Annotated in this window: 24 protein-coding genes, 2 tRNA genes and 3 rRNA genes; 14 read left to right on the plus strand and 15 right to left on the minus strand. The window is 40.0% G+C overall.

Features of this window, described 5'->3' with window-relative positions; all coding sequences use genetic code 11:
- Nucleotides 1–30 precede the first annotated feature (30 nt).
- Nucleotides 31–1,041: a metallophosphoesterase gene (locus tag ACYU0V_RS02665; protein ID WP_347745643.1), complete on the plus strand. Its 1,011-nt coding sequence runs from the start codon at nt 31–33 to the stop codon at nt 1,039–1,041.
- A 50-nt stretch (nt 1,042–1,091) separates the two neighbouring features.
- Here ACYU0V_RS02665 and ACYU0V_RS02670 read toward each other — a convergent pair whose 3' ends face one another.
- Genes ACYU0V_RS02670 through ACYU0V_RS02680 form a run of 3 tightly spaced genes read right to left on the minus strand, consistent with a single transcriptional unit; the run spans nt 1,092 to nt 3,318 of the window.
- A complete protein-coding gene (locus ACYU0V_RS02670) occupies nt 1,092–1,571 on the minus strand; it encodes an OmpA family protein (RefSeq protein WP_002117846.1) in 480 nt (159 codons plus the stop codon).
- Nucleotides 1,572–1,585: 14 nt separating this feature from the next.
- Nucleotides 1,586–2,809, minus strand: a complete 1,224-nt coding sequence (locus ACYU0V_RS02675; RefSeq protein WP_005065229.1) for a diguanylate cyclase domain-containing protein — start codon at nt 2,807–2,809, stop codon at nt 1,586–1,588.
- A gap of 5 nt (nt 2,810–2,814) precedes the next feature.
- On the minus strand, nt 2,815–3,318 hold the full coding sequence (locus ACYU0V_RS02680; protein ID WP_002117836.1) for a YfiR family protein: 504 nt from the start codon (nt 3,316–3,318) through the stop codon (nt 2,815–2,817).
- A gap of 542 nt (nt 3,319–3,860) precedes the next feature.
- Between ACYU0V_RS02680 and ACYU0V_RS02685 the strand changes: the two genes are divergently transcribed.
- The 7 genes from ACYU0V_RS02685 to ACYU0V_RS02715 all read left to right on the plus strand — a co-directional run bounded on the left by ACYU0V_RS02685 (nt 3,861) and on the right by ACYU0V_RS02715 (nt 9,878).
- Nucleotides 3,861–5,398, plus strand: a 16S ribosomal RNA gene (locus ACYU0V_RS02685).
- Between the two features lie 59 nt (nt 5,399–5,457).
- A tRNA-Ile gene (locus tag ACYU0V_RS02690) sits at nt 5,458–5,534 on the plus strand.
- 55 nt (nt 5,535–5,589) lie between these two features.
- Nucleotides 5,590–5,665 (plus strand) — tRNA-Ala (locus ACYU0V_RS02695).
- A 352-nt stretch (nt 5,666–6,017) separates the two neighbouring features.
- Nucleotides 6,018–8,908, plus strand: a 23S ribosomal RNA gene (locus ACYU0V_RS02700).
- Nucleotides 8,909–8,929: 21 nt separating this feature from the next.
- Nucleotides 8,930–9,064, plus strand: a complete 135-nt coding sequence (locus ACYU0V_RS02705; RefSeq protein WP_447512500.1) for a hypothetical protein — start codon at nt 8,930–8,932, stop codon at nt 9,062–9,064.
- Nucleotides 9,065–9,096: 32 nt separating this feature from the next.
- Nucleotides 9,097–9,211 (plus strand): 5S ribosomal RNA (gene rrf / locus ACYU0V_RS02710).
- Together the 16S, 23S and 5S rRNA genes with 2 tRNA genes alongside form the textbook arrangement of a ribosomal RNA operon.
- Nucleotides 9,212–9,347: 136 nt before the next feature.
- Nucleotides 9,348–9,878 (plus strand): NMCC_0638 family (lipo)protein, encoded by a 531-nt coding sequence (locus ACYU0V_RS02715; RefSeq protein ID WP_461848932.1) that lies wholly within the window; start codon nt 9,348–9,350, stop codon nt 9,876–9,878.
- 62 nt (nt 9,879–9,940) lie between these two features.
- On the opposite strand, the gene ACYU0V_RS02720 is transcribed toward ACYU0V_RS02715, so the two are convergent.
- From ACYU0V_RS02720 to ACYU0V_RS02730, 3 genes are all read right to left on the minus strand, one after another.
- Complete coding sequence (locus ACYU0V_RS02720; RefSeq protein ID WP_068528482.1) at nt 9,941–11,314, minus strand: dihydrolipoyl dehydrogenase; 1,374 nt, start codon at nt 11,312–11,314, stop codon at nt 9,941–9,943.
- Nucleotides 11,315–11,396: 82 nt separating this feature from the next.
- A complete protein-coding gene (locus ACYU0V_RS02725) occupies nt 11,397–12,596 on the minus strand; it encodes a hypothetical protein (protein ID WP_461848934.1) in 1,200 nt (399 codons plus the stop codon).
- Between the two features lie 365 nt (nt 12,597–12,961).
- On the minus strand, nt 12,962–13,297 hold the full coding sequence (locus tag ACYU0V_RS02730) for a protein tyrosine phosphatase family protein (protein ID WP_002116083.1): 336 nt from the start codon (nt 13,295–13,297) through the stop codon (nt 12,962–12,964).
- Between the two features lie 192 nt (nt 13,298–13,489).
- Here ACYU0V_RS02730 and ACYU0V_RS02735 point away from each other — a divergent pair, with 192 nt between their 5' ends.
- From ACYU0V_RS02735 to ACYU0V_RS02745, 3 genes are read left to right on the plus strand one after another with little or no spacing between them, the layout of a single operon-like run.
- Nucleotides 13,490–14,386 (plus strand): alpha/beta hydrolase, encoded by an 897-nt coding sequence (locus tag ACYU0V_RS02735; RefSeq protein ID WP_005064153.1) that lies wholly within the window; start codon nt 13,490–13,492, stop codon nt 14,384–14,386.
- Nucleotides 14,387–14,824: a thioredoxin TrxC gene (trxC, locus tag ACYU0V_RS02740; protein ID WP_174724056.1), complete on the plus strand. Its 438-nt coding sequence runs from the start codon at nt 14,387–14,389 to the stop codon at nt 14,822–14,824.
- A gap of 1 nt (nt 14,825) precedes the next feature.
- On the plus strand, nt 14,826–15,242 hold the full coding sequence (locus ACYU0V_RS02745; protein WP_002116010.1) for an acyl-CoA thioesterase: 417 nt from the start codon (nt 14,826–14,828) through the stop codon (nt 15,240–15,242).
- A gap of 69 nt (nt 15,243–15,311) precedes the next feature.
- Here ACYU0V_RS02745 and ACYU0V_RS02750 read toward each other — a convergent pair whose 3' ends face one another.
- From ACYU0V_RS02750 to ACYU0V_RS02760, 3 genes are all read right to left on the minus strand, one after another.
- Entirely contained in the window at nt 15,312–15,818 is a 507-nt protein-coding gene (locus tag ACYU0V_RS02750) for a nuclear transport factor 2 family protein (RefSeq protein WP_068528472.1), read from the minus strand.
- A gap of 74 nt (nt 15,819–15,892) precedes the next feature.
- Nucleotides 15,893–16,387, minus strand: a complete 495-nt coding sequence (locus ACYU0V_RS02755) for a DUF4442 domain-containing protein (protein ID WP_005804736.1) — start codon at nt 16,385–16,387, stop codon at nt 15,893–15,895.
- 34 nt (nt 16,388–16,421) lie between these two features.
- On the minus strand, nt 16,422–16,910 hold the full coding sequence (locus ACYU0V_RS02760; protein ID WP_032055429.1) for a YajQ family cyclic di-GMP-binding protein: 489 nt from the start codon (nt 16,908–16,910) through the stop codon (nt 16,422–16,424).
- A 91-nt stretch (nt 16,911–17,001) separates the two neighbouring features.
- Between ACYU0V_RS02760 and ACYU0V_RS02765 the strand changes: the two genes are divergently transcribed.
- A complete protein-coding gene (locus ACYU0V_RS02765; protein WP_002116171.1) occupies nt 17,002–17,316 on the plus strand; it encodes a rhodanese-like domain-containing protein in 315 nt (104 codons plus the stop codon).
- 37 nt (nt 17,317–17,353) lie between these two features.
- On the opposite strand, the gene mnmC is transcribed toward ACYU0V_RS02765, so the two are convergent.
- The 4 genes from mnmC to ACYU0V_RS02785 are packed head-to-tail and all read right to left on the minus strand — an operon-like array spanning nt 17,354 to nt 20,690.
- Entirely contained in the window at nt 17,354–19,228 is a 1,875-nt protein-coding gene (gene mnmC, locus ACYU0V_RS02770) for a bifunctional tRNA (5-methylaminomethyl-2-thiouridine)(34)-methyltransferase MnmC2/FAD-dependent 5-carboxymethylaminomethyl-2-thiouridine(34) oxidoreductase MnmC1 (protein WP_461848939.1), read from the minus strand.
- 23 nt (nt 19,229–19,251) lie between these two features.
- Nucleotides 19,252–19,734, minus strand: a complete 483-nt coding sequence (locus tag ACYU0V_RS02775; RefSeq protein ID WP_005064163.1) for a hypothetical protein — start codon at nt 19,732–19,734, stop codon at nt 19,252–19,254.
- Between the two features lie 4 nt (nt 19,735–19,738).
- Nucleotides 19,739–20,041, minus strand: a complete 303-nt coding sequence (locus ACYU0V_RS02780; protein ID WP_002116400.1) for a YciI family protein — start codon at nt 20,039–20,041, stop codon at nt 19,739–19,741.
- Between the two features lie 34 nt (nt 20,042–20,075).
- Complete coding sequence (locus ACYU0V_RS02785) at nt 20,076–20,690, minus strand: septation protein IspZ (protein ID WP_033850634.1); 615 nt, start codon at nt 20,688–20,690, stop codon at nt 20,076–20,078.
- Nucleotides 20,691–20,734: 44 nt separating this feature from the next.
- On the opposite strand from ACYU0V_RS02785, the gene ACYU0V_RS02790 reads away from it, so the two are divergent.
- Nucleotides 20,735–21,586, plus strand: coding sequence for a PHP domain-containing protein (locus tag ACYU0V_RS02790; RefSeq protein ID WP_461848943.1), 852 nt, complete (start codon nt 20,735–20,737; stop codon nt 21,584–21,586).
- Nucleotides 21,587–21,592: 6 nt separating this feature from the next.
- Here ACYU0V_RS02790 and ACYU0V_RS02795 read toward each other — a convergent pair whose 3' ends face one another.
- Nucleotides 21,593–22,504 (minus strand): bestrophin family protein, encoded by a 912-nt coding sequence (locus ACYU0V_RS02795; protein WP_069141498.1) that lies wholly within the window; start codon nt 22,502–22,504, stop codon nt 21,593–21,595.
- 61 nt (nt 22,505–22,565) lie between these two features.
- A complete protein-coding gene (radC, locus tag ACYU0V_RS02800) occupies nt 22,566–23,285 on the minus strand; it encodes a RadC family protein (RefSeq protein ID WP_262442225.1) in 720 nt (239 codons plus the stop codon).
- Between the two features lie 99 nt (nt 23,286–23,384).
- Here radC and coaBC point away from each other — a divergent pair, with 99 nt between their 5' ends.
- Nucleotides 23,385–24,638: a bifunctional phosphopantothenoylcysteine decarboxylase/phosphopantothenate--cysteine ligase CoaBC gene (coaBC, locus tag ACYU0V_RS02805; RefSeq protein ID WP_002116235.1), complete on the plus strand. Its 1,254-nt coding sequence runs from the start codon at nt 23,385–23,387 to the stop codon at nt 24,636–24,638.
- Nucleotides 24,639–24,707 lie beyond the last annotated feature (69 nt).

Consider the following 24,707-nt stretch of genomic DNA (forward strand, 5'->3'; position numbering starts at 1 on the left):
CAATCAATATAAGATAAGTCGAGAGTCGTAATGTGGAATCCAAATTCAATCATTTTTTGTTTTTACTTTATTTTTTCAATACTTGCTCTATGGGGAATTTCTGAGGCTTGGATTCATCAATCACGAACCGAGACGATTCATCCATTTAAAGCTTTTGTACATCTACTCGCATTTTATCTCTCTTATCTACTTATTCCTCTCTGGTTTTTTAATTTATATGCTGCTTGGATTGGTTACTATTCAATTCATCAAGGTATTTTCATCTTTTTCTTAAGTGGCGTGTTAATTTACGCCCGATTTATCGAACCTCATTTAGTCCGTGTCGATACTCATCAATATCGCTTAAACCCAGATCGTAGTTTTGATAAACCAGTAAAAGTAGCCTTAATTGCAGATTTACATATCGGTTTATTTTCAGGGCATGAACGTCAGCTTAAAACCATCGTTAGAAAATTAAATGAACAGCAACCTGATTTAGTGGTAGTCGCTGGTGATTGGACATATGAGCCAGAAGATAGACTGATTGAAGAGTTAAGTGTTTTAAAAGAAATTCAGGCACCTGTATATTCGGTTCCTGGGAATCATGATGAGCAATATCCTGGACCACCAATTCAACAACTATTAAAAGATGCCCTATTTTATAATGAAGTTGCTGATATCGAAGGTAAGATTGTTGATTTTGAAGAATTTCGTTTGATTGGTATTGGTGACCTTTGGGCAGGCAAAACCGATATGCGTTCTATGCCAGATTTACCGCAAGACAAGCCTTGGTTAATTTTATCTCATAATCCCGATACGGTAGATATGGTGCCTAAATTACCGAATCGACCATTAATGTTATCTGGACATACACATGGAGGGCAGGTAGAGCTTCCATGGTTGACTAACTATATTATGAAAAAAGTATCAATTTTAGGTCATAAGCGCGGTTTCTACTCTCATGAGCATGCGGATGTCTTTGTTACCGTTGGCACAGGAATGGTTGGAATTCCTTTACGTTTCAGAGTGCCACCAACTATTGATATTATTGAGCTAGTTTAAAATAAAAAAGCCAATCACAGAGGATTGGCTTTTTTATGAATTAAATTTACTTATGGAATAACGACAATCGCAACACGTCGGTTAATGGCACGGTTTTCATTGGTTGTATTTGGCACATAAGGTTGCGTTGAACCACGGCCAATTACGTAGATGTTTTCTTTTTTAAATCCACGTGTTAAGAAAAGGTTTGCCACACTTTGTGCACGCTCTTCAGATAACTTTTGGTTATATGTAGCATCACCCACATCATCAGTATGACCAACAATTTTCAATTTATTCAGGTCATATTTATTCAATTGATTTGCTAGACGTACTAACTCAGCTTCATGACTTTGTTTTAACTGCGCATTATTAAAGTCAAATAATAAGCGTTCTGGTAAACCTAAAGTCCAGCCTTCATCAGTAAGAACGAAACCTTCTTTTTTGAGCAATTTTACTTGACGATATTTTAATGGACCAAAACTCAGGCACCCTGCAAGAGTAATGCATAGCAATGCAATAAAAGAGAGTTTTAAAGATCTTGTATTCATAGATTAGCCTAAATTTAATTTTCAGGTTTATAGATAAACCAGTGTTCATCCGAATTTTTAGCCTTATACATTGCTTGATCTGCTTGCATAATGAAATCTTCGGGGCTAGATGCAAATTGTGATAAAGCAATACCTACACTGAAACTGAAGTAAATGGTTTGCCCATTTAGATGCAAAGGTTCTTTACAGCTTTCGAGTAAATTTTCAGCAATAGATATTAAATGATCAGCATGACTAATGGAATGCAAAATGACAGCAAATTCATCACCACCTAACCGTGCAATAAAATCTTGATGACGCAAACGAGTTTGCAGGCGATTCGCCATTTCTTTTAAAACTTCATCGCCAGCTAAATGGCCAAATTGGTCATTAATTGCTTTGAAGTTATTGTTATCTATAAATAATAATGCAGACTTATTATCAAACCCTTTATCTTCAAACATGTCTAAAAGGATTTGGTAAAAATAATGTCTATTAGGTAATAAGGTGAGCTGGTCATGATGAGCCTGAAAGGATAATTTACGATTTTCCTTTTGCAGCTGATTATCCCATATTTGAATTTCTTCAAGTAACTCGTTAAAAACGGTATTTAAATCTTGAAATTCTTTAATTCGGTTATAAGGAAAACGAAGATTATAAGCTTTTTGTTCACTTACAATTTGAGCAATATTAGTAAGTGGGTAAATAGCCTGCATAATTTGACGATAAGTTAAGTTTACTGACCACCATAAAGCGCAAACAATAAACAACATTGCAATCGCAAGCCCTACCATAATCATTTTGAGGAACTGCAATATTTTTTCAGAACTACCAAAAAGTGTGAGTTCACCTACGTTTTGTTCATGGTGATAAATTGTAAGATGAACAGGCTCATTTAAAAACCAGTGATCAAACCAGCCTTCTAAAATTGAAGTTTGACTTGATAGTTTAAAACTTTGGGCGATCAGATGATGTTCTGAATCATAAATATGAATAGTACGAATTGAATGATCATTCGTGTACTCATTCAAAATCTGCTCTATTGTAATTTTATCATTAAACACGACTGCGGGCTGAATACGCTCTAATAGAGTATGACTAAGCAATTGCAAATTCTGTTTGGCATAAGTTTCCATAGTAAAAACAGAAATTGAGACAAACGTAAAAGAGCAAATGAAAAAAGTAATAGCAAAAATAGTAAATTGAGATTTTCTAAATAATGCGTGTAGTGAAGTGGACTGATACAACTTTGATATCATGATCCTTACTCCGCATTCTTAGCCAAGAGCAATACTCTCGGATCAATATGGACTTTGGAGTGACTTAAAGCATCTAAGTTAACTTTAAAGGTAGTGTAATTATTCTGAGTATATAAACAAAAGATACTTCCTATCTCGCACTCTGAATTATTAATACTTAAAGAAAGTAAAGAATGATAAGGATAGTTTTGAATAAGGTTTTGTTGTTGCTGCGGAGAAGTACTAGAAAAATAGACAGCCTGACAATGTGACCGAGCAAAATCTTTCGCATTTACAGTTTGAACACGATAATTATAAGACATTTGCTGGATATAAGATTGAAAAGTAGATGTAATAGAAGGGTTATCAATTACACAAAGAGTAGGAGTATTTACATTCTCCCACTTACTGTAGCTTAGGATAGATAAAGTAAGTACATAGAAATTATGTTTTGAATTGGCATAACAAGGCCCACTCGTAGCAAGCACTACAAGTATGCAAACAAATACTTTTTTAGCGAACTGCCACATGGTGAGTTAATGCCAAACTATTGCACGAATAATCTATTCTACATGAAGTTGATAACGTAAAAAAAGTTTAATATCTCATCTAAAAGCGACCAAAAAGCTTAAAAAGTATCCGGTTGATGATATTGATTTAAAAAAAGGGTTGCAAAGGGAATTTAATGGTCTATAATGCACATCCATCGGCGGTGATGCAGATAGAAACTTGTTGAAAAACAGTTACTTGTGATTAAGTTGATTACTTTAAGTGATGAATTTGATGGTGAGTTGGTTTTGAGAATGAGTTTTAAAAAATATCGAAATTACCTGTTGACTTTTAAGAGATTAAGAGTAATATAGCCGACCTAGCTTGCTGGTGACGAACCAGGAAGAAGATCATTAAGAGAATTGAAGAACAACTTGTGTGGATTTTTACTGATTGATTAATCGAAATAATTTTCATTGATTGATTGGTTTAAATTACTCGAAGTTTATTTGAGCGAAATTTAAGTCAGTAATTGATGAGCCAGAATTGGTACCTTGTCTTTAAATAAGGTACAAAATGATTTTAACTGAAGAGTTTGATCATGGCTCAGATTGAACGCTGGCGGCAGGCTTAACACATGCAAGTCGAGCGGAGAGAGGTAGCTTGCTACTGATCTTAGCGGCGGACGGGTGAGTAATGCTTAGGAATCTGCCTATTAGTGGGGGACAACATTTCGAAAGGAATGCTAATACCGCATACGTCCTACGGGAGAAAGCAGGGGATCTTCGGACCTTGCGCTAATAGATGAGCCTAAGTCGGATTAGCTAGTTGGTGGGGTAAAGGCCTACCAAGGCGACGATCTGTAGCGGGTCTGAGAGGATGATCCGCCACACTGGGACTGAGACACGGCCCAGACTCCTACGGGAGGCAGCAGTGGGGAATATTGGACAATGGGCGCAAGCCTGATCCAGCCATGCCGCGTGTGTGAAGAAGGCCTTATGGTTGTAAAGCACTTTAAGCGAGGAGGAGGCTACTTTAGTTAATACCTAGAGATAGTGGACGTTACTCGCAGAATAAGCACCGGCTAACTCTGTGCCAGCAGCCGCGGTAATACAGAGGGTGCAAGCGTTAATCGGATTTACTGGGCGTAAAGCGCGCGTAGGCGGCTAATTAAGTCAAATGTGAAATCCCCGAGCTTAACTTGGGAATTGCATTCGATACTGGTTAGCTAGAGTGTGGGAGAGGATGGTAGAATTCCAGGTGTAGCGGTGAAATGCGTAGAGATCTGGAGGAATACCGATGGCGAAGGCAGCCATCTGGCCTAACACTGACGCTGAGGTGCGAAAGCATGGGGAGCAAACAGGATTAGATACCCTGGTAGTCCATGCCGTAAACGATGTCTACTAGCCGTTGGGGCCTTTGAGGCTTTAGTGGCGCAGCTAACGCGATAAGTAGACCGCCTGGGGAGTACGGTCGCAAGACTAAAACTCAAATGAATTGACGGGGGCCCGCACAAGCGGTGGAGCATGTGGTTTAATTCGATGCAACGCGAAGAACCTTACCTGGCCTTGACATAGTAAGAACTTTCCAGAGATGGATTGGTGCCTTCGGGAACTTACATACAGGTGCTGCATGGCTGTCGTCAGCTCGTGTCGTGAGATGTTGGGTTAAGTCCCGCAACGAGCGCAACCCTTTTCCTTATTTGCCAGCGAGTAATGTCGGGAACTTTAAGGATACTGCCAGTGACAAACTGGAGGAAGGCGGGGACGACGTCAAGTCATCATGGCCCTTACGGCCAGGGCTACACACGTGCTACAATGGTCGGTACAAAGGGTTGCTACCTAGCGATAGGATGCTAATCTCAAAAAGCCGATCGTAGTCCGGATTGGAGTCTGCAACTCGACTCCATGAAGTCGGAATCGCTAGTAATCGCGGATCAGAATGCCGCGGTGAATACGTTCCCGGGCCTTGTACACACCGCCCGTCACACCATGGGAGTTTGTTGCACCAGAAGTAGCTAGCCTAACTGCAAAGAGGGCGGTTACCACGGTGTGGCCGATGACTGGGGTGAAGTCGTAACAAGGTAGCCGTAGGGGAACCTGCGGCTGGATCACCTCCTTAACGAAAGATTGACGATTGGTAAGAATCCACAACAAGTTGTTCTTCATAGATGTATCTGAGGGTCTGTAGCTCAGTTGGTTAGAGCACACGCTTGATAAGCGTGGGGTCACAAGTTCAAGTCTTGTCAGACCCACCATGACTTTGACTGGTTGAAGTTATAGATAAAAGATACATGACTGATGATGTAAGCTGGGGACTTAGCTTAGTTGGTAGAGCGCCTGCTTTGCACGCAGGAGGTCAGGAGTTCGACTCTCCTAGTCTCCACCAGAACTTAAGAGAAGTTCGGATTACAGAAATTAGTAAATAGAGATTTAGATCTTGGTTTATTAACTTCTGTGATTTAAGTATCACGGTATTAAGCATGACCTGACGAAGGCGTGTTTATTCATTAACAGATTGGCAAAATTGAGTCTGAAATAAATTGTTCACTCAAGAGTTTGGATTAAGCAATTAATCTAAATGAATTGAGAACTAGCAAATTAACTGAATCAAGCGTTTTGGTATGTGAATTTAGATTGAAGCTGTACAGTGTTTAAGTACACAGACAACAGATAGTAGCGATGAAGAATCGCACGGACAACACTCACTTGTAGGTGTTGACGACTGTTTGGGGTTGTATAGTCAAGTAATTAAGTGCATGTGGTGGATGCCTTGGCAGTCAGAGGCGATGAAAGACGTGATAGCCTGCGAAAAGCTCCGGGGAGGCGGCAAATATCCTTTGATCCGGAGATTTCTGAATGGGGGAACCCACCTACTTTAAGGTAGGTATTGCAACATGAATACATAGTGTTGCAAGGCGAACGAGGGGAAGTGAAACATCTCAGTACCCTTAGGAAAAGAAATCAATTGAGATTCCCTCAGTAGCGGCGAGCGAACGGGGATCAGCCCATTAAGTTATGTGTGTTTTAGTGGAACGCTCTGGGAAGTGCGAACGTAGAGGGTGATATTCCCGTACACGAAAGGGCACACATAATGATGACGAGTAGGGCGAGGCACGTGAAACCTTGTCTGAATATGGGGGGACCATCCTCCAAGGCTAAATACTCCTGACTGACCGATAGTGAACCAGTACCGTGAGGGAAAGGCGAAAAGAACCCCTGTGAGGGGAGTGAAATAGATCCTGAAACCGCATGCATACAAGCAGTGGGAGCACCTTCGTGGTGTGACTGCGTACCTTTTGTATAATGGGTCAGCGACTTATATTCAGTAGCAAGGTTAACCGTATAGGGGAGCCGTAGGGAAACCGAGTCTTAATAGGGCGTTTAGTTGCTGGGTATAGACCCGAAACCAGGCGATCTATCCATGAGCAGGTTGAAGGTTGGGTAACACTAACTGGAGGACCGAACCCACTGTCGTTGAAAAGCCAGGGGATGACTTGTGGATAGGGGTGAAAGGCTAATCAAGCCTGGTGATAGCTGGTTCTCCCCGAAAGCTATTTAGGTAGCGCCTCGGACGAATACCATAGGGGGTAGAGCACTGTTTCGGCTAGGGGGTCATCCCGACTTACCAAACCGATGCAAACTCCGAATACCTATGAGTACTATCCGGGAGACAGACTGCGGGTGCTAACGTCCGTAGTCAAGAGGAAAACAATCCAGACCGCCAGCTAAGGCCCCAAAATCATAGTTAAGTGGGAAACGATGTGGGAAGGCATAGACAGCTAGGAGGTTGGCTTAGAAGCAGCCACCCTTTAAAGAAAGCGTAATAGCTCACTAGTCGAGTCGGCCTGCGCGGAAGATGTAACGGGGCTAAAACTATGTGCCGAAGCTGCGGATTTGACATTAGTCAAGTGGTAGGGGAGCGTTCTGTAAGCCGATGAAGGTGTATTGAGAAGTATGCTGGAGGTATCAGAAGTGCGAATGCTGACGTGAGTAACGACAAAACGGGTGAAAAACCCGTTCGCCGAAAGACCAAGGGTTCCAGTCCAACGTTAATCGGGGCTGGGTGAGTCGACCCCTAAGGCGAGGCCGAAAGGCGTAGTCGATGGGAAATTGGTTAATATTCCAATACTTCTGTGTAATGCGATGAGAGGACGGAGAAGGTTAAGTCAGCCTGGCGTTGGTTGTCCAGGTGGAAGGATGTAGGTATGTATCTTAGGCAAATCCGGGGTACTCTATACTGAGATCCGATAGCAAGCTGTACTTGTACAGTGAAGTGGCTGATACCATGCTTCCAGGAAAAGTCTCTAAGCTTCAGTTACACAGGAATCGTACCCGAAACCGACACAGGTGGTCAGGTCGAGTAGACCAAGGCGCTTGAGAGAACTCTGCTGAAGGAACTAGGCAAAATGGTACCGTAACTTCGGGAGAAGGTACGCTGTTGTTGGTGATGGAACTTGCTTCCTGAGCTGACGACAGCCGCAGAAACCAGGCCGCTGCAACTGTTTATTAAAAACATAGCACTCTGCAAACACGAAAGTGGACGTATAGGGTGTGATGCCTGCCCGGTGCTGGAAGGTTAATTGATGGGGTTAGCGTAAGCGAAGCTCTTGATCGAAGCCCCAGTAAACGGCGGCCGTAACTATAACGGTCCTAAGGTAGCGAAATTCCTTGTCGGGTAAGTTCCGACCTGCACGAATGGCATAATGATGGCGGCGCTGTCTCCAGCAGAGGCTCAGTGAAATCGAAATCGCTGTGAAGATGCAGTGTACCCGCGGCTAGACGGAAAGACCCCGTGAACCTTTACTGCAGCTTGACACTGAACTTTGACCTTACTTGTGTAGGATAGGTGGGAGGCTTTGAAGTTGGAACGCTAGTTCCAATGGAGCCGTCCTTGAAATACCACCCTGGTAATGTTGAGGTTCTAACTCTGTCCCGTTATCCGGGACGAGGACCGTGTCTGGTGGGTAGTTTGACTGGGGCGGTCTCCTCCTAAAGAGTAACGGAGGAGTACGAAGGTGCGCTCAGCGTGGTCGGAAATCACGCGTAGAGTATAAAGGCAAAAGCGCGCTTAACTGCGAGACCCACAAGTCGAGCAGGTACGAAAGTAGGTCTTAGTGATCCGGTGGTTCTGTATGGAAGGGCCATCGCTCAACGGATAAAAGGTACTCTGGGGATAACAGGCTGATACCGCCCAAGAGTTCATATCGACGGCGGTGTTTGGCACCTCGATGTCGGCTCATCTCATCCTGGGGCTGAAGCAGGTCCCAAGGGTATGGCTGTTCGCCATTTAAAGAGGTACGCGAGCTGGGTTTAGAACGTCGTGAGACAGTTCGGTCCCTATCTACCGTGGGCGCTGGAAATTTGAGAGGATCTGCTCCTAGTACGAGAGGACCAGAGTGGACGAACCTCTGGTGTACCGGTTGTGACGCCAGTCGCATCGCCGGGTAGCTATGTTCGGAAGGGATAACCGCTGAAAGCATCTAAGCGGGAAGCCTACCTCAAGATAAGATTTCCCTAGGAATTTATTCCTCTAAAGAGCCGTTCGAGACTAGGACGTTGATAGGTTGGATGTGGAAGCATAGTGATATGTGAAGCTGACCAATACTAATTGCTCGTGAGGCTTGACTATACAACACCCAAGCAGTTGTATATGAAGCATCAATCGATTCATAAATATGCAAAGCAACTTGATTTAGTTAAACACTTAGCTAAAATGAACAACGAAAAATCAGATTCAATCAGCCCATCTGTAAAGATTTGGAAAACGCAACGTATCACACAGTGAATAAAACGAAGCAAGTATCCATAAACAGTTGTGCTGGCGACCATAGCAAGAGTGAACCACCTGATCCCTTCCCGAACTCAGAAGTGAAACCTCTTAGCGCTGATGGTAGTGTGGGGTTACCCATGTGAGAGTAAGTCATCGCCAGCTCATTATTACAAACACCCCCATTCCAATGAATGGGGGTGTTTTTTTATCGTGATAAAAAAATCTAAATACCCGAGTAACTTTAGAATGAATTATGATATAAATCACATTATTTAAAATGATAATAAGAGTATTAATCATGAAATTTTCAGAATTTAAAATATTTTCCTTCATATTGTCTACAATACTCAGTTGTAGTTCTATATATGCTAATGAAACTGTGAAAAGTTTGTATAGTACAAAAGCCTTTTTAAATATCTGTGTAAGTTCTAGAGGAAACCCTCAATTAATAAATAAACAAGCAAAAAATATGGGATTTATCCAAATGCCTGATGAATATGCTGCAGATTTTTTAAAAGATTATAATGGTCATGCATGGATGATAAGTTCTTCTGAAGGAAAATTCGTTATTACTCAACTCAATAATGGTGTATGTTCATTATTTATAAATAAAGGAAATTCAACTGAAATTCAGCAGAATTTAGAAAACTGGCTACCTCCAGGATCTACGGGCCTAACTTATAAAAAAGAAGTATATAAAGATAAGAATTTGACCACAACAAATTATATTATTTCTAAAAATGGGAAGCCTTTAGAGACATGGATATATACTAGTTCATCTGAAAAGAATGCTTCATTAGTTGCGGTTATTTCCCATCAAATGAATTAATTAAAGCAATGTGAAGTAGAGAAGAGCCAATTTTGATTAATAAAGGGCTCTTCTAAAATCGATTATTTCAGTTGTCTACGTGCATGCTTTAGAGCAGTTCGAAGGCCTTCTTCTAAAGTCGGATGATAAAAGGGTTTCTCTAGAATATCATTTAGCGTTAATTCTTCACCGATTATCCAGGTTAATAAATGGGCCATATGTTCAGTTGCTTCTGTAAATAGCTCAGCACCTAGAAGCTTTTGGCTTTCCCGTTCTATATAAACTTCAATAGCACCTTTATTTTTTCCAAGAACAATAGCTCTTCCTTGTCCTTCATAAGAGGCTTCGCCTGTAATAAAATCTATACCTTCATCTTTTAATTGCTTATAGCTTTGACCTACGATCGCCATTTCAGGATGACTAAAGACAATTCCTAATGGAGTAAGTGTCTTAACTGAGTTTACCTGTGGATAATTTAAACAGTTATAAACAACTTTTTTACCTTCATGTGCTGCTTCATGTTGTAGTGGTGTTGAGGTGTAAGCGTCACCGACAACAAAAATTGGATATGTATCTAGCTGCTTAGTTTTAGCATTTACAGGTAATAACTTAATATCTTTGAATGAATTATCAATATTTTCTAGTTTTAAAGTATCAATTAAACTTGTACGGCCGGTTGCAGCTAAAACATATTCAACTTCGAGAGTTTTCTCTGTTTCATCAACTTGGTAAGTTAATACAGCGTTTTCCTTACTGCATTTAACTTCACTCGGTAAAGTCTCGAATAGAATTGTTAATTCTTTTCCTAGCTCTTTTTGAGCAAGCTGTTGAACTCTAGAACTAGTTAGGATTCCAATTCGTTTACTGCGAGCGAAGATTGTTGTTTCTACACCTAGACGATGCATAGCTTGTGCAATCTCAAGAGCGATCACACCACTACCAATTACAGCAATAGATTTAGGAAGTGTTTTTAACTCAAATATTTGGTCTGTTGTTATAAGCCGGTTTCCTAATTCTTGCTTCCAAATTTGATCATAATTAGGAGTTGAACCAACCGCCAGAATAAAACTTTTTGATTTGTACTGTTTTCCGTTAACTTCTACAGTTTGTGGATCAATAAAATGTGCTTTGCCAGAAATTTTATGCTCAGTCGGCCATTGATCTACATCTTTTAAAGTTGCTTGTGTAAATCTGTTACGTAAAGTTTGTACATGCTGCATCACTTGATCAGTATTAATATTTGCAGATACATCTAAAGCAACCTCTTGAGCATTTTGAATGTCAAACATACGGTTTGCTGTAGAGATGAGAACTTTACTTGGCATACAGCCTACACGGGCACAAGTAGTATCCCATGGTCCATCATTTATAATTAAAATATTGTTGGTATGTTTAACGGCTTCTTTGTATGCGCTAATACCAGCAGTACCTGCGCCAATGATAATAATATCGAACATTGTCATTAAGCTATTTTAATAGATATTTAGAATATATAGAAAAACCCTCTTAAACAGAGGGTTTCGTCCTAATTATTTAGCTTTAAAATGTAAATTTTTGCATAAAAGGTGTTTTTAGGGTTGTTGAAACAGTACCATTCTGACTAACAGAAGACTGACCTTCAATGCTTATCCCATTAATAACATGCTTAAAGTCTAATGTAGTTCCATTCAAGCTTTGTTTGAAAGTAAAAATATTTTGTCCTTCTAAATAAATACTGCCATTAAATTTCTGTGCATTCGTTGTTGGTGATTCATTTTCAACTCGGCTTCCTTCAAGGCTAGTAATACTTGGTAGGCTCAATATTTGGTGATTATTAGCCATTACTTTATATGTCGCATTGTTCGTATTACCAGGAGTTGAGTTCACAACAAATGAAATTGGCTCTGCAAAAGGGACATTAGGATTGTCATTAATGAGTACGTTGAAACCAGAACCACCTTGAACTACATAGAGATCACCATCAATTGATGTATTATCTTTATAAACACTCATTGCACCCGTGGTTACTTCTTTTTCAGTTGGTTGGCCAGTCTCTGGATCTTGAACTAGAGCGGTTGTCGTAATTTTATAATCACTTGTGGCAGCATTAATTAATACGAATCTTTTTTGCTTGGTTTGTTCAAGTCCCCATGACTGTTGGAAAGGATAAGCAAACGCACCTGTAATAGTTACATCTTGAAAGTTTTTATCATTATTTTCATTTTTAAAAATATAAATTCTGGTATTTGATTGATAGTCCTGTAAGTTCGGAGATATATTGTCGTTTGCCAGTTTAATGTTCTTCAAGTCGTCTGCTGTAATATCAAAGTCCCAATCATTATATCCAGTGAGTAAAGTTTTTATTTCTTCCCCTTTAAATACATAGCAGGCGCGGTAGTCTGTAGTACTCTTGATAAAACATTTATCTCGATAGTGGTCGGAGTACTTAGTAAGATCTACTTTTCGAATGTCTAAGGTTAACTTAAGTGGTCCTTGAGCGAAGGTATCTAGTGCATGATCAATATAACCTTTTGATTGCTTTTCATCATTAAGATCATAGGCACCAAATAGATATTTCCCTTCTTGTTTTACATTATTTAAAACTGAAGTCGCTAACTCCTGATCTGGTGATGGAGTGGTTGGTGTTGTTGTAGAACCAGAATTTGAATTTTGATTATAGTAGCCATCATTGCCACCCCCACCACAAGCTGTCAAAAAAGCAGCCAAAGTAACTCCACATACTCCTTGAGTAAGTTTCATGATTATCCCCATTAAAATGATAAGTTATTTAAAATAATTTTTTAGGTTTATAAAATAACATATATTTCATGAGGTTGCTCATGATATTTATAGGCAGGGTAACTGATTAAATGCGTGTACCCATCGTTACCCCGACAGTAGGTTTTACTTGCATTGAGGAGCATGCGCTAATGATTAAACAGCTTAAAAGAACGAAAATAAATTTATTCATAGAAAATTAATAAATCAATCAAAAGATATAAATACTCTAAATTAATATTATTTTTAGTTCTGTTGAGTTCGTGCAGAGATATGCAAAATAATTTATCAAAAAACCCTACTTTAAAGAAGAAAATAGGGTTTTAAAGAGTACCAATTTTTTAAACTTAGTCGTCTAACAAATCCATTTGTTTTGCTAATTGATATAGGTTGTTTGAACGGTTTCCTGTGCGGCAGAACATCAGCACAGGTTTTGGCAATTCATTATAATGATTAGCAAAAGTACGTACATCTAGTTCAGTAATTTGTCCAGCTACAACAGGTTGATATACATAGTCTAAGCCTACCTGACGTGCAGCTTCTTCAATCTGAGCGCTTGTAGGTTGTTCTGGGCCGCCTTCCATATCTGGTCGGTTATTAATAATAGATTTAAATCCTTTTTCTACAACTTGGCCAACGTGTTCTGGACCAATTTGACCTGCGAAACCAACATTATCTGACATTTCGTCACTCCAAAATTTAACAAAACCTCTTATGCTGTATCATAGCATTAAGCTTAACCTGAGATACAAGACACTAAAACGTTGTTCCTACATAGATAAAACTTATGTCATAGAACAGCTCTAGATTTTTAAAAGGCGATCAGGATGTTTTTTGTAAATTCATTACTTCGACCATAATGCCACGGAGCACATATGCACGCTTATACGGTTGAGCCTTTATATGTTCCATGTGATCAGGAAATGATCGCAGCTGACTTTTATATTCCAAAAACAAATAATAAATCTGCGGTAATTATCATGGCGCATGGTTTTGCCGGATTGCGTCAATTTAAACTCATTCAGTATGCCCAGCGATTTGCTCAAGCAGGTTACGCTGTTATTTTGTTTGATTACAGATATTGGGGTGGCAGTACTGGCAAGCCTAGAGAAATGGTCTCCATCAATTCACAATTAGAAGATTGGAAGACAGTGATTCAGTATGCTTCGACTTGTAAACTCGTAGATAACCGAAGGATTGTGCTTTGGGGAACTTCTTTAAGTGGGGGATATGCACTAAGCCTAGCTTCTGAGTTAAAGAATATTCAAGCGGTTTTAGTACAAATTCCTTATGTAGATGGCGCTGAAACTGCCAAGCTCTATCCTTTGCAGCGCTATCCCCAAGCATTAAAGCTATCGAGTCAGGATTATATGGGATCAAAGATGGGGCTTAATCCAAAGAGATTACCTGTTGTTGATCAACATAACTTATGCTTTATGCCTACGGCTGATAGTTATTATGGCTATTTATCGATTGTAAATCCTGATTATTATTGGAGTGGGGAAGTTCCTGCTCGTGTCTTTTTTAATCTGATGCGATACCGTCCAATCCAAGTTGTGCGCCAGATTAATATTCCTGTTTTATTTATTGCTGCTCAAAAAGATTCGCTTATTCCTATTGAGTCAAGCCGTGAAGCTGCGACAAATATTGCGCCTTTTGTGAGTTATCATGAATGGGATATGAAACATTTTGATATCTATCACGGTTCATGGTTTGAAAAAGCAGTGACAACCCAATTAGAATTTTTACATCAGCATATAGGAGTGATGTAAATGATTATTGTATGTGCATCGTGTGGTGCTAAAAACCGAGTTCCAGAAGAAAAACTTCCAGAACAACCAAGCTGTGGGCAATGTCATCAGCCATTACTACCGCTTGCACCTATTGAGCTAAATGAGCAAAATTTTAGTAACTACATCACGAATAGTGATTTACCTATTCTTATAGACTTATGGGCAGAATGGTGCGGACCTTGTAAAATGATGGCTCCACATTTTGGGCAGGTCGCAAAACAAAATCCAGGCGTTATCTTTGCCAAGATTAATACCGAAGAATCTCCTCGCTTGAGCCAAGCTTTTCATGTGAGAAGTATTCCGACACTTGTCTTAATGAATAAAACGACAGAGGTCGCGCGTATTAGCGGTGCATTACGTGCGCCTGAATTGCAACAGTGGCTCGATCAACAACTTCAAACGAATTTCGGGAGCTAAGGTGTCAGAAGCTTATACCAAACCAGAAGGAATTTTATCCTTACAAACGATTGCCATGCCAGCAGATACAAACTGGAGTGGTGATGTATTTGGTGGATGGATTGTGTCACAAATGGACTTGGCTGGAGCAATTCACGCAGAACGTTTCAGTCGTGGTCGCTGTGCTACGATTTCTATTAATCAAATGACCTTTTTGGTTCCGGTAAAAGTTGGCTTTGTCATTAGTTGCTATACCAAAATCTTAAAAGTTGGAAATACTTCTATTCAGATGCAAATTGAAGTTTGGGATAGTCATGATGACTCTCGTGAGCCAATACGCATTACAGAGGGAGTGTTTACCTTCGTAGCAGTAGATGTAAAAGGTAATAAGCGTCAAATACCTGAAGAAGCGAAACAAAAGTTTTTAGAAACTCAATAAGAATTAGAAAGCCTGAATATCCGTATTCAGGCTTTAATTTTATTCAAAAGAAAAACTATTTTTTAGAAATTAAAACATAGTATTTGTATTTTTGCTTTGCTCAGGAATATTTTGTATCACATCCCAATGCTCTACGATTTTTCCATTTTCGACACGGAATATATCAACAATCGCTCTTCCTCTGTCTTTTTCGTTTTCAGTGGAATGAACATGTAAAACGACAAGATTACCTTCAGCAATTGCACGTTTAATCTCATTTTTAGCTTGCGGATTCTTTTGGAATTTTTCAGTGAAGAAATTAACAAAAGGCGCTTTCCCATCTGGAACATTAGGATTGTGCTGAATGTATTGTTGACCAATATAGCGGTCTGCATATTCTTTGACTTTATGTTTTAAAAAGACACCTTCATAAAAGTCGGTCACTATTCTTTTGTTTTGAGTACTTACTTTATCAATAGCTTCTGATTTAGCCGAAGTTACTTTACTGGTTTTAATGTGAGGTTCAGTCGCGTGAGAACTTATTGTTGTAAATATTAAACTGGTAAATAAAGAGGAAAGAATCAGTATTTTTTTCATTTTGACCTCAAGATACAAAAATAATTTTTATATCTTGAGGTAAATAACCATCTAAAAATACTTTAGATTAGTTATTATTTCTTGCGTTTAGGTAACCATGCCCACAGCATTTGACATTGAATTGGCTCATTGCCTGCGTCATCAATCACAGTAACAGGAATCACAAGTTCACCTTTCTCATTATCTGCAATAAACTTTTGTTGTTCAGCAGACAATGTTGCTGTAGCAGTCAAACCGCCTTCAACCACTTTTAAATAATCTACATGTAATGATTTGATTAATAAAATTCGATTATCAGGAATATGTAAACCGGTTAGAAAACCCGTTGCAGTTTCTGCTAAAAGCGCCATAGCCGCAGCGTGGACGCCTTTAATATGATTCTGCATATTTTTTTGGTTATCTAAACGGACAGTAACGTGGTTTGAGTCTACTTCCAGATAGCGGATGTTTGCTGTACCCACCATTGGCACGATACGACCAAACGCCTTGCTCCAAAGCGTGCTCCGAATACCTTTAGGGAATTTTGAAGTTGCTTTTACCAGTTTTGATAGACGGTTGGATTGAGACATGGGATTACCTTAGCTTTAAATGGCCGACAAAATATTAATCTTTAAAGTTATTAAACTGTAATGGCACACCGAATTGTTGTTCACGTAAAAAAGTCATAACTTGTTGTAAAGTGTCACGCTTTTTATCAGTTACACGAATTTTGTCGCCTTGAATAGAAGATTGCACTTTAACACCACTTTCTTTAATGGCTTTATTAATTTTTTTTGCAGTATCAGAGTCAAGACCGTCTTTAAGTTTAATGACTTGTACAAAATTTTTGCCTGAAGCAGAGGCTTTTTGTGGATCAAGTGCTTGAACATCAATTTTACGTTTATAAAAATGATTTTCTAACATGTTATAAACTTGTTCACACTGGAAATCACTTTCGGTACTGATTTTGATTTCTTTATTTTTTTCATTTAATTCGATAGAAACATCGTGACCACGAAAGTCAAAGCGTGTGGCAATCTCTTTTTGTGTGTTTTGTACAGCATGATTAACTTCAAATAACTCTAATTCAGAGACAATATCGAAAGAAGGCATAGTTTAGACCTTTACAAAGGGAAAGAATATTTGAGATGCTAAGAGGGTTTTCTTCATTTGCCAAGTGTTGTTTACATCAAAGGAGTGCACAATGATCCGTAAACAAGAAATTACAACATTTGAGTTCCCAGAAAATGCTGTTATCTGGGATGTCCGTGATACTAATGCTTATGCAGAAGGGCATGTTAAAGGTGCGGTGAATCGCCCAATTAATGATTTGAATGCTGATATTTTGAACCAGGTCTCTGCGGGTCAGCCGATTTATATTTTATGTGGTGGTGGTAGCAAAGCTCCTCGTGCAGCTGAGAAACTAGAAGGATTGGATGCCTCGCGTGAATATGTCGTGCTGATGGGCGGGACACGTGCAGCTCGTGATGCCGGCTTGCCTCTAGAGCAGGGCGCATAAAAAAAAGCACCTTCGGGTGCTTTTTTATTGAAGTGAATTATTGCGGTTTAAAATAAGGCTTTTTAGGTTTCACTTTCTTTTGAAACCGTTGAGGATTCAATTTTTGTAATAGGCGTTCCGGTACCGGGCAAGCTTCTCCTAATATTTGAGCAACTAAGATTTCACTGCACAGGGGTGCAAATAAGAAGCCTTTAGAGCCAAGCCCAGCAAAAGTAGCAATTCGGCTATTCTCCTGCATTTTTCCAACCAGAGGAAAATAATCCAAGCTTTGAGCCCGTATAGATGCACGACCTTGCCATGTCGAAGGTAATGGTAACTTTTCAGCATATTCAGGGAATACACTGTGGATTAATTCAAAGTTATGCACATGGTCTTCGGGAAGTACATCTTGATCTTCACGGTTTGGGTAGAAAGACGCACCTAAAATCATTTGTGAAGCATCAAGTTGCATGCAATAGCCGCCATAGCTATACGCTTCATTTAAAGGTAGGGGAGAAAATGTATTATCAACCCAGCTGACTTGTCCACGTATTGGTTTTAACAGTGGATAGCTGTCAAATAAAGCAGCACTTTCTCGAGCGCAGCACACAACGACATGGTCTGCTTCTGCAATAATTTCATTGTTGGTTTGCAATTGAACTTTATTTTCAGAAGAAACAAGTGCTGTGACATGGGCAATTTCGAGATTGATACATGGATGCTGCAAAATTTCATCACGTAATTGATGTGGTGAAACGGAACCAGCCTCAGTTAGTAATATGCTTGAATAATCACTTTCAAGTGAGTTCGCTGATTTGGTAACAACTTGAGCTGGATACTGATTTACCAAATCAAGAAGTTCATCTGCATTTTTTAATGCAATTTGCTGGATTTGAAGCGGGTGGAATGCATTAAAATTTTTATAAAAATTTAAAGCATGTTGCCAACTTAATGTCATGAGATGTTCATGACTTTGTTCAATTGGGCATAGTTTCGGATTAAGTAATGCCAAAGGGTTTCCAGACGCGCCCGATAACGGATTGGTTTGCTCGTATAAGGTCACTTGGTGGCCACGTGCTGCAAATGCCCACGCCGTGCTTAAACCTGCTACACCAGCCCCTATAATCGCAATATGCTGTTGCTCTGTAGCCAATGCGTGGGTTTGTTCTAATTCTGTGGAACCCTGATCAGATTCAGGCAGCTTCCAGACTGCTTTGAGCATTTCTCGTTTATGGCCAAAACCACGTGGACGAGAAATATCGATACCATGTGCTTTTAGTCCACGTTTTAAAATGCCAGCAACACTAAAAGAGGCGAATGTAGTGCCATAACCTGAAAGACGGACAATATTGTTTAAAACATTTTGTTCCCACATGTCTGGGTTGCAAGACGGTGCAAAGCCATCTAAAAACCAGGCATTCACAGCTTTAGTTTTAGCCATGCTTGGGAAAATTTCTTGCGCATCTCCAAGCCATAAATCGATGCTAAAACGTTCTTTAGGAAAAGTTAAACGATGACATCCAGCAATAGGCAGGGGATATTGTTCAATTAACTGCTCTGCAAGCGGTTTAAGTTCATCCCAGACATTTAAAGCGCGAATAAGATCAGCTTTACTTAATGGAAATTTTTCTACGCTAATTGCGTGTAAATGGCTTTGATTATTAGGACGAACTTGCTGCCAAAGTTGCCAGAGTGCAAGAATATTTAAACCTGTACCAAAACCGGTTTCTCCTACACTGAAATATTCAAAATCTTTTAGATTGGCTAATCGTTCTGATAAGTCGTTACCATTTAGAAAAACATGTCGTGTTTCAAGTAGGCCATTATCTTTAGAGAAGTAGACATCACCAAATTGTTTAGAAATGGGAATCTCGATACCATCGATAAATTCCCAGTCCAGCTCTGCTGTTTGGATACGGTTTGATACGTTCATTGAATTTAATAGATCGCTTGGTATTACCACTGGCGTCGACGTTTTGTATGAATATAACTAGCAATAAAGAAACCTAGCAATACACCGCCTGCTAAGGTAACAGCGCCATATAAAAACATTTGCGCACTTCGTTCGCTTTGTAAGACTTGAACCTGAACAGAGAGATTATCATTTTTTAGTTGTAACTCTTGGTTCTGGGCTAGCGCTTCAAGGTTGGCATGTTCTAGCTGTTTTAAGCGAGATGCTTGATCTTGGACTAAGGCTTTGATTTTTGCGTCTTGCTGTTGCTTGTTCTTTGCGAGCTGTTCTGCTGTAAGTGGTTGTGTTGCAGTTGGTGCCGTCGTCGCTACTGTTTTGACTCCAGTTGTAGATGTTGGAGCTGGTTTAGCGGCTTGAGTTGAAGGCGCACTTGGGGAAGGAGTTGCTGGTGTCGCAGCAGGTTCAACTGCTCCAGCAGTTGAACATATCAAACACAAGCCAAGAAAGCTTTTGATTGCAAGCTGCATGCGATTACCCTTTTGGAAATGCTTTATTAAACGGTTTTACATCAACGTGAGCATAAATGCCTTCTTTAAGAAATGGCTCTTCTTTTAACCATTCATCTAATGCTTCGCGACTGTCGAATTCAACAATCATGGTGCTACCATAGAAGCCTGCTTGCGGATCATTAGGATCTTTTGGCATAGCACCCGCTGTAACAAGGCGGCCTTCATCATCGAGTTTTTGTAAGCGTTCGATATGCTGAGGGCGTACTGCCAAGCGTTTTTCTAAAGTTCCTTCGTTATCGGTACAGCTTAGAACAAAAAAAGGCATGTAATCGTATCTCTATAATCAATCTGGAAGCACTTTAAGCGTCTGGTGACTTAAAATGTTTGCGTAAAATAATGAACTGAATAATGATAAATGAAAACATCACGATCATGTCACCAAATGCAGTAAATTCGCCCCAATATTTTCCACCGTGAAATAAAAATGCGAAGAATACATGCAGACAAGACATCACAACAAACATCGCAGCCCAAGCAAAATTGAGGTTTTTCCAACCTTTTTCACTCAAATCTAAAATCGGGTCAAATAAGCGTTGAATGAGCGGTTTACGGTCTTTACCAAACCAAGGTGAAATCAAGAATGCGCCTGCAAAAACTAAATTTAAAATCGCAGCTTTGAGACGAATATAGAAATCGTCACTTAACATGAGGGTGATACCACCAAAAATGACAGTCATAAACAATACAAACCACTGTTGTTTATCAAGACGGAATTTTTGGAAAACGAATAGGGCACCATATACCACAAGCATTGAAATAATTAAGCCAGTCGTCGCTACAAGAATATTATTATTATCGGCACCACCAGCAGACCCGATCAGTTTCAGTAAAGGATGCTGGGTGTCAGTTGGATCAACTGTTTTATATAAATAGAAGAAAATAATTAATGGAACAAAGTCCAGAAGTGCTTTCATGTTAGAGTATCTGATCAGGTTTGGCGAATGGCATAGTATAAAAGATGCAAGGCATAGATTTACATACACATAGCAATATTTCTGATGGAACTTTGTCTCCGGAATTGCTGGTGCAAGCTGCTATTGATGTGAACTTGCATACGTTGGCTTTGACTGACCACGATACAATGGATGGGTTGCAGCGTGCAAAAATTGCTGCACAAGGCCATGATTTAAATATTATTTCTGGCGCAGAGATTTCTAGTCAATGGTCGCGCCCAACCACTAAGAAGAGTTATGGTGTACATATTGTTGCTTTAAATATGCAAGATGAAGCACCAATTTTAGAAGCATTAGAACAACAAAAAAGAATTAGAGCGCAAAGAGCTAAAGTGATTTGTGAGCTATTAGAAAAATGTATTGGTTTTCAGATTTATGATGATGTTCTTGCCAAAGTAGAAAATCAGCCGGATAGGGTAACAAGAACTCACATTGCTAAAACATTGGTCGAGAAAAATGTCGTGACTCGTCCTCAACAAGCATTTGATCGTTTCTTAAAAGAAGGAAAACGTGCTTTTGTAAAGTTTGAAGGACTAGGCTTAAAAGAAACTATTGATGTGATTCATCAAAGTAAAGGTTTCGCAGTATTAGCACACCCGACCCGTTATGATTTATCTGCAACTAACGTTCGTTATTTAATTGAATTATTCGCGACTTCAGGTGGAGACGCAATTGAGTTACCTCCACAAATGGAACCTCTATCTACTCGCCAGATGATTGATCGAATGATTGAACAATATCAGTTGGCAGTTTCAATTGGCAGTGATTTTCATGGTGAAAATATGCCATGGATTAAACTAGGAAATACGCCTAAACCCACTGATAAGCAGCATGGGATTTGGGAACGTTTTCTTTAATCGAGCTCAGAGTAAGTTGTTATCTTGAGCTTGAATTGGAGGAGGTGTTGGTTTACCTAGAGTCCCTAATAACTCAATCTCGATACTACGTACCATTGCATCTAGCGGTAAATCATTACTTTGGGTACCAAAAGGCTCTTCAATTTCAGAGCTTAGTGCATCTAGACCTAAAAATGTGTATGCCAAAATTCCGACGAGTAAAGGCGTTGCTAATCCAAGTAATGACCCAAGACTAAAAGGCAACATAAAACAGAAAAAATAGACTGTGCGGTTGAGTAAAACTGAATAGGCAAATGGAATGGGCGTATTGGCAATCCGGTCACAGCCAGTTTGTACAACACTTAAATCTGAAACATTTTTATTCATTTGTGCATAGATGATGTCAGAAATTTCACCTTCTTTAAGTGCCTGCAACAATTCCCAGTGAATGAGACTGAGTGTGTACTGAGGAGCATTATTTTGTTGGTAGAGTTGAGTGAGTGCTTGCTGACTCATACCACTGGTTTGTATTAACTCAGTTGGGTTCGCCGTCTGACGACGTAAACGGTCACGCAATACATTAGCAAAAACAATCACATGTTGAATAACACGCTCACGGCGAGCTTGAGTTAAAATACGGCAGTCACGGTCAAAATGGCGTGAAGTTGCAATTAGAACGCCCCATAATTTTCGGGCCTCCCACCAACGGTCATAACATGCACTATTTTTAAATCCTAGGAAAATAGAAAGTACGACACCAATGAGCGTAAAGCCAACCAGAGGAATCTCTGGAAAGCGATAAAGATTGATGTATTCGACTCCACCAATGATTGCCGAGATCAGCATCACAACGCCTAAGGATGGCAAAATTTTGGGTAAAATTGTGCCTCGCCAAGAGAATAATACTTTGAAAATACTAGGCTGTTCCCGAACAATCATTTTATTTTAAACGTCGCTATTTTTGTTTTGATCTTCTAGGCTTAGTAGTACTTTGTCAATATCATTGAACTGATATTGTTGCTGGGTTGAGCAGTTGTTGTTCAGCAAAGGAAAAGCTCCCTTCTGGTGAGATAATAAAGTGGTCAAGCAGACGAATTTCGACAAGCTGACAAGCCCGTTCAAGTTGCTGAGTTAAGGCAATATCTTCGGAAGACGGTTGTGCTGAACCAAATGGATGATTATGTGCAATAACGAGCTGGCAAGCATGTTGCTGTAAGGCGTAGCGTAAGGTTTGATTGACCGAAACTGCGCAATGCTGAACTGAACCAAAGAATAGCTTTTTAAAATGAAGCTTTCTTAGTTCTGGATCTAGACACAAAACAGCAAAGACTTCTTGTTTCTCACCCTTTAGTTCATAGCGCAGATAATCCAACACTAGATCTGATGAATGGAGGCTGAGATTATTTGTCTGGAAGTGATGATTGAGATAACGCCGTCCAAGTTCTTTGACTGCCAGCAATTGTGAATATTTCGTTGCCCCAATGCCATTAAATTGAGTTAACTCACTAAATGAGGCATCAAACACGGCATTAAGGTTACCGAAGTGCTGAATGAGTAAACGAGATAACTCGACTGCTGAATATTGCCTTGAACCTGAGCGAAGAAAAATCGCGAGTAGCTCAGCATCTGATAGACTTTGTGGACCTTGTTGTAATAACCGTTCTCTTGGCCGTTCTTGTTCAGGCCAATTTTTAATAGAAGTATTCATATTCCCCAGCATTATTCGCTTAAAATTTTATTTTGTTTGCCCAATCAATCTTGGGTCTGCGCGTATTTAATGCTATTGTGAGCGCCACTGCAACAGAAAGGTATCCTGTTCGTGAGCTTTGATCTAAGCGTTATTCCTCATAAAAACATTGTTTTAGCTGTTACTGGCGGAATTGCTGCCTATAAAAGTGCCATCTTAGTCCGCCGCCTCAAAGATTATGGCTTTGACGTGCGAGTGGTGATGACACATGGTGCGCAGGCATTTATTACACCATTAACTTTTCAGGCTCTTTCTGGTAATCCTGTTCATACTGAACTTCTAGACCCAGCGGCTGAAGCAGGTATGGGACATATTGAATTAGCACGTTGGGCTGATTTATTACTAGTCGCACCTGCAAGTTGTGACACATTGGCTAAATTTGCGAATGGTTTGGCAGATGATTTACTCAGCACGGTGTTTTTGGCAACAAAATCTCCTGTCTGGGTAGCTCCGGCGATGAACCAGCAAATGTGGGCCGCTAAAGCAACTCAACGTAATTTGCAAACCTTAGTCGAAGATGGCGTACATGTGATCATGCCGGATGCGGGTGAGCAGGCTTGTGGTGATGTCGGCTTAGGCCGTATGCCTGAGCCAGAAGAAATTGCTCGCCAAGTCGCTGGCTATTTCCATCAAGCTCAACGTGCTATCGCTGAGAAATTTGGACTGTTGGCAGGTAAACGAGTGGTTATTACTGCTGGACCAACACGTGAAGCGATTGACCCTGTCCGTTATATCTCAAACCATAGTACTGGAAAAATGGGCTTCGCTTTAGCTGCTGCTTGTTATGCTGCTGGCGCGCAAGTGACTCTAATTGCTGGACCTGTAAGTTTAGATACGCCAAATGGTGTTCAACGTGTAAATGTTGCCTCAGCACGACAAATGCTTGACGTCAGTATGAGTTCACTAGAAACAGGCTGCGATATTTTTATTGCGACTGCGGCAGTCGCAGACTATCGCGTAGCAGAAGTTGCTGAGCATAAAATTAAGAAAGCAGGGGATGAGTTGAATGTTTCCCTTGTAAAAAATCCAGATATCGTGGCGACAATCGCAGGTCAGGAAAAACGTCCATTTATGGTGGGCTTTGCCGCCGAAACGCAGAATGTTGAAGAATATGCGGCAGGAAAACTTGTTGCTAAAAAACTAGACATGATTGCCTGCAACGATGTATCACGTGCTGATATTGGGTTTGCTTCTGATGAGAATGCGATGACAGTTTTCTTTGCTGAAAGCTATCACATGAAAAAGCGTGAGTTAGAGAAAGCATCTAAGCAAGAAATTTCTCAACAATTGGTTGAAGCAATTTCGGATGCCCTGCGCCGTAAATAAATAATTTTTGAATCAAATAAAAAAACCGCGAATGAATCGCGGTTTTTTTTTATTTGTCTTGTTTTAGAC

The sequence above is a fragment of the Acinetobacter sp. X9 genome (assembly GCF_054889255.1).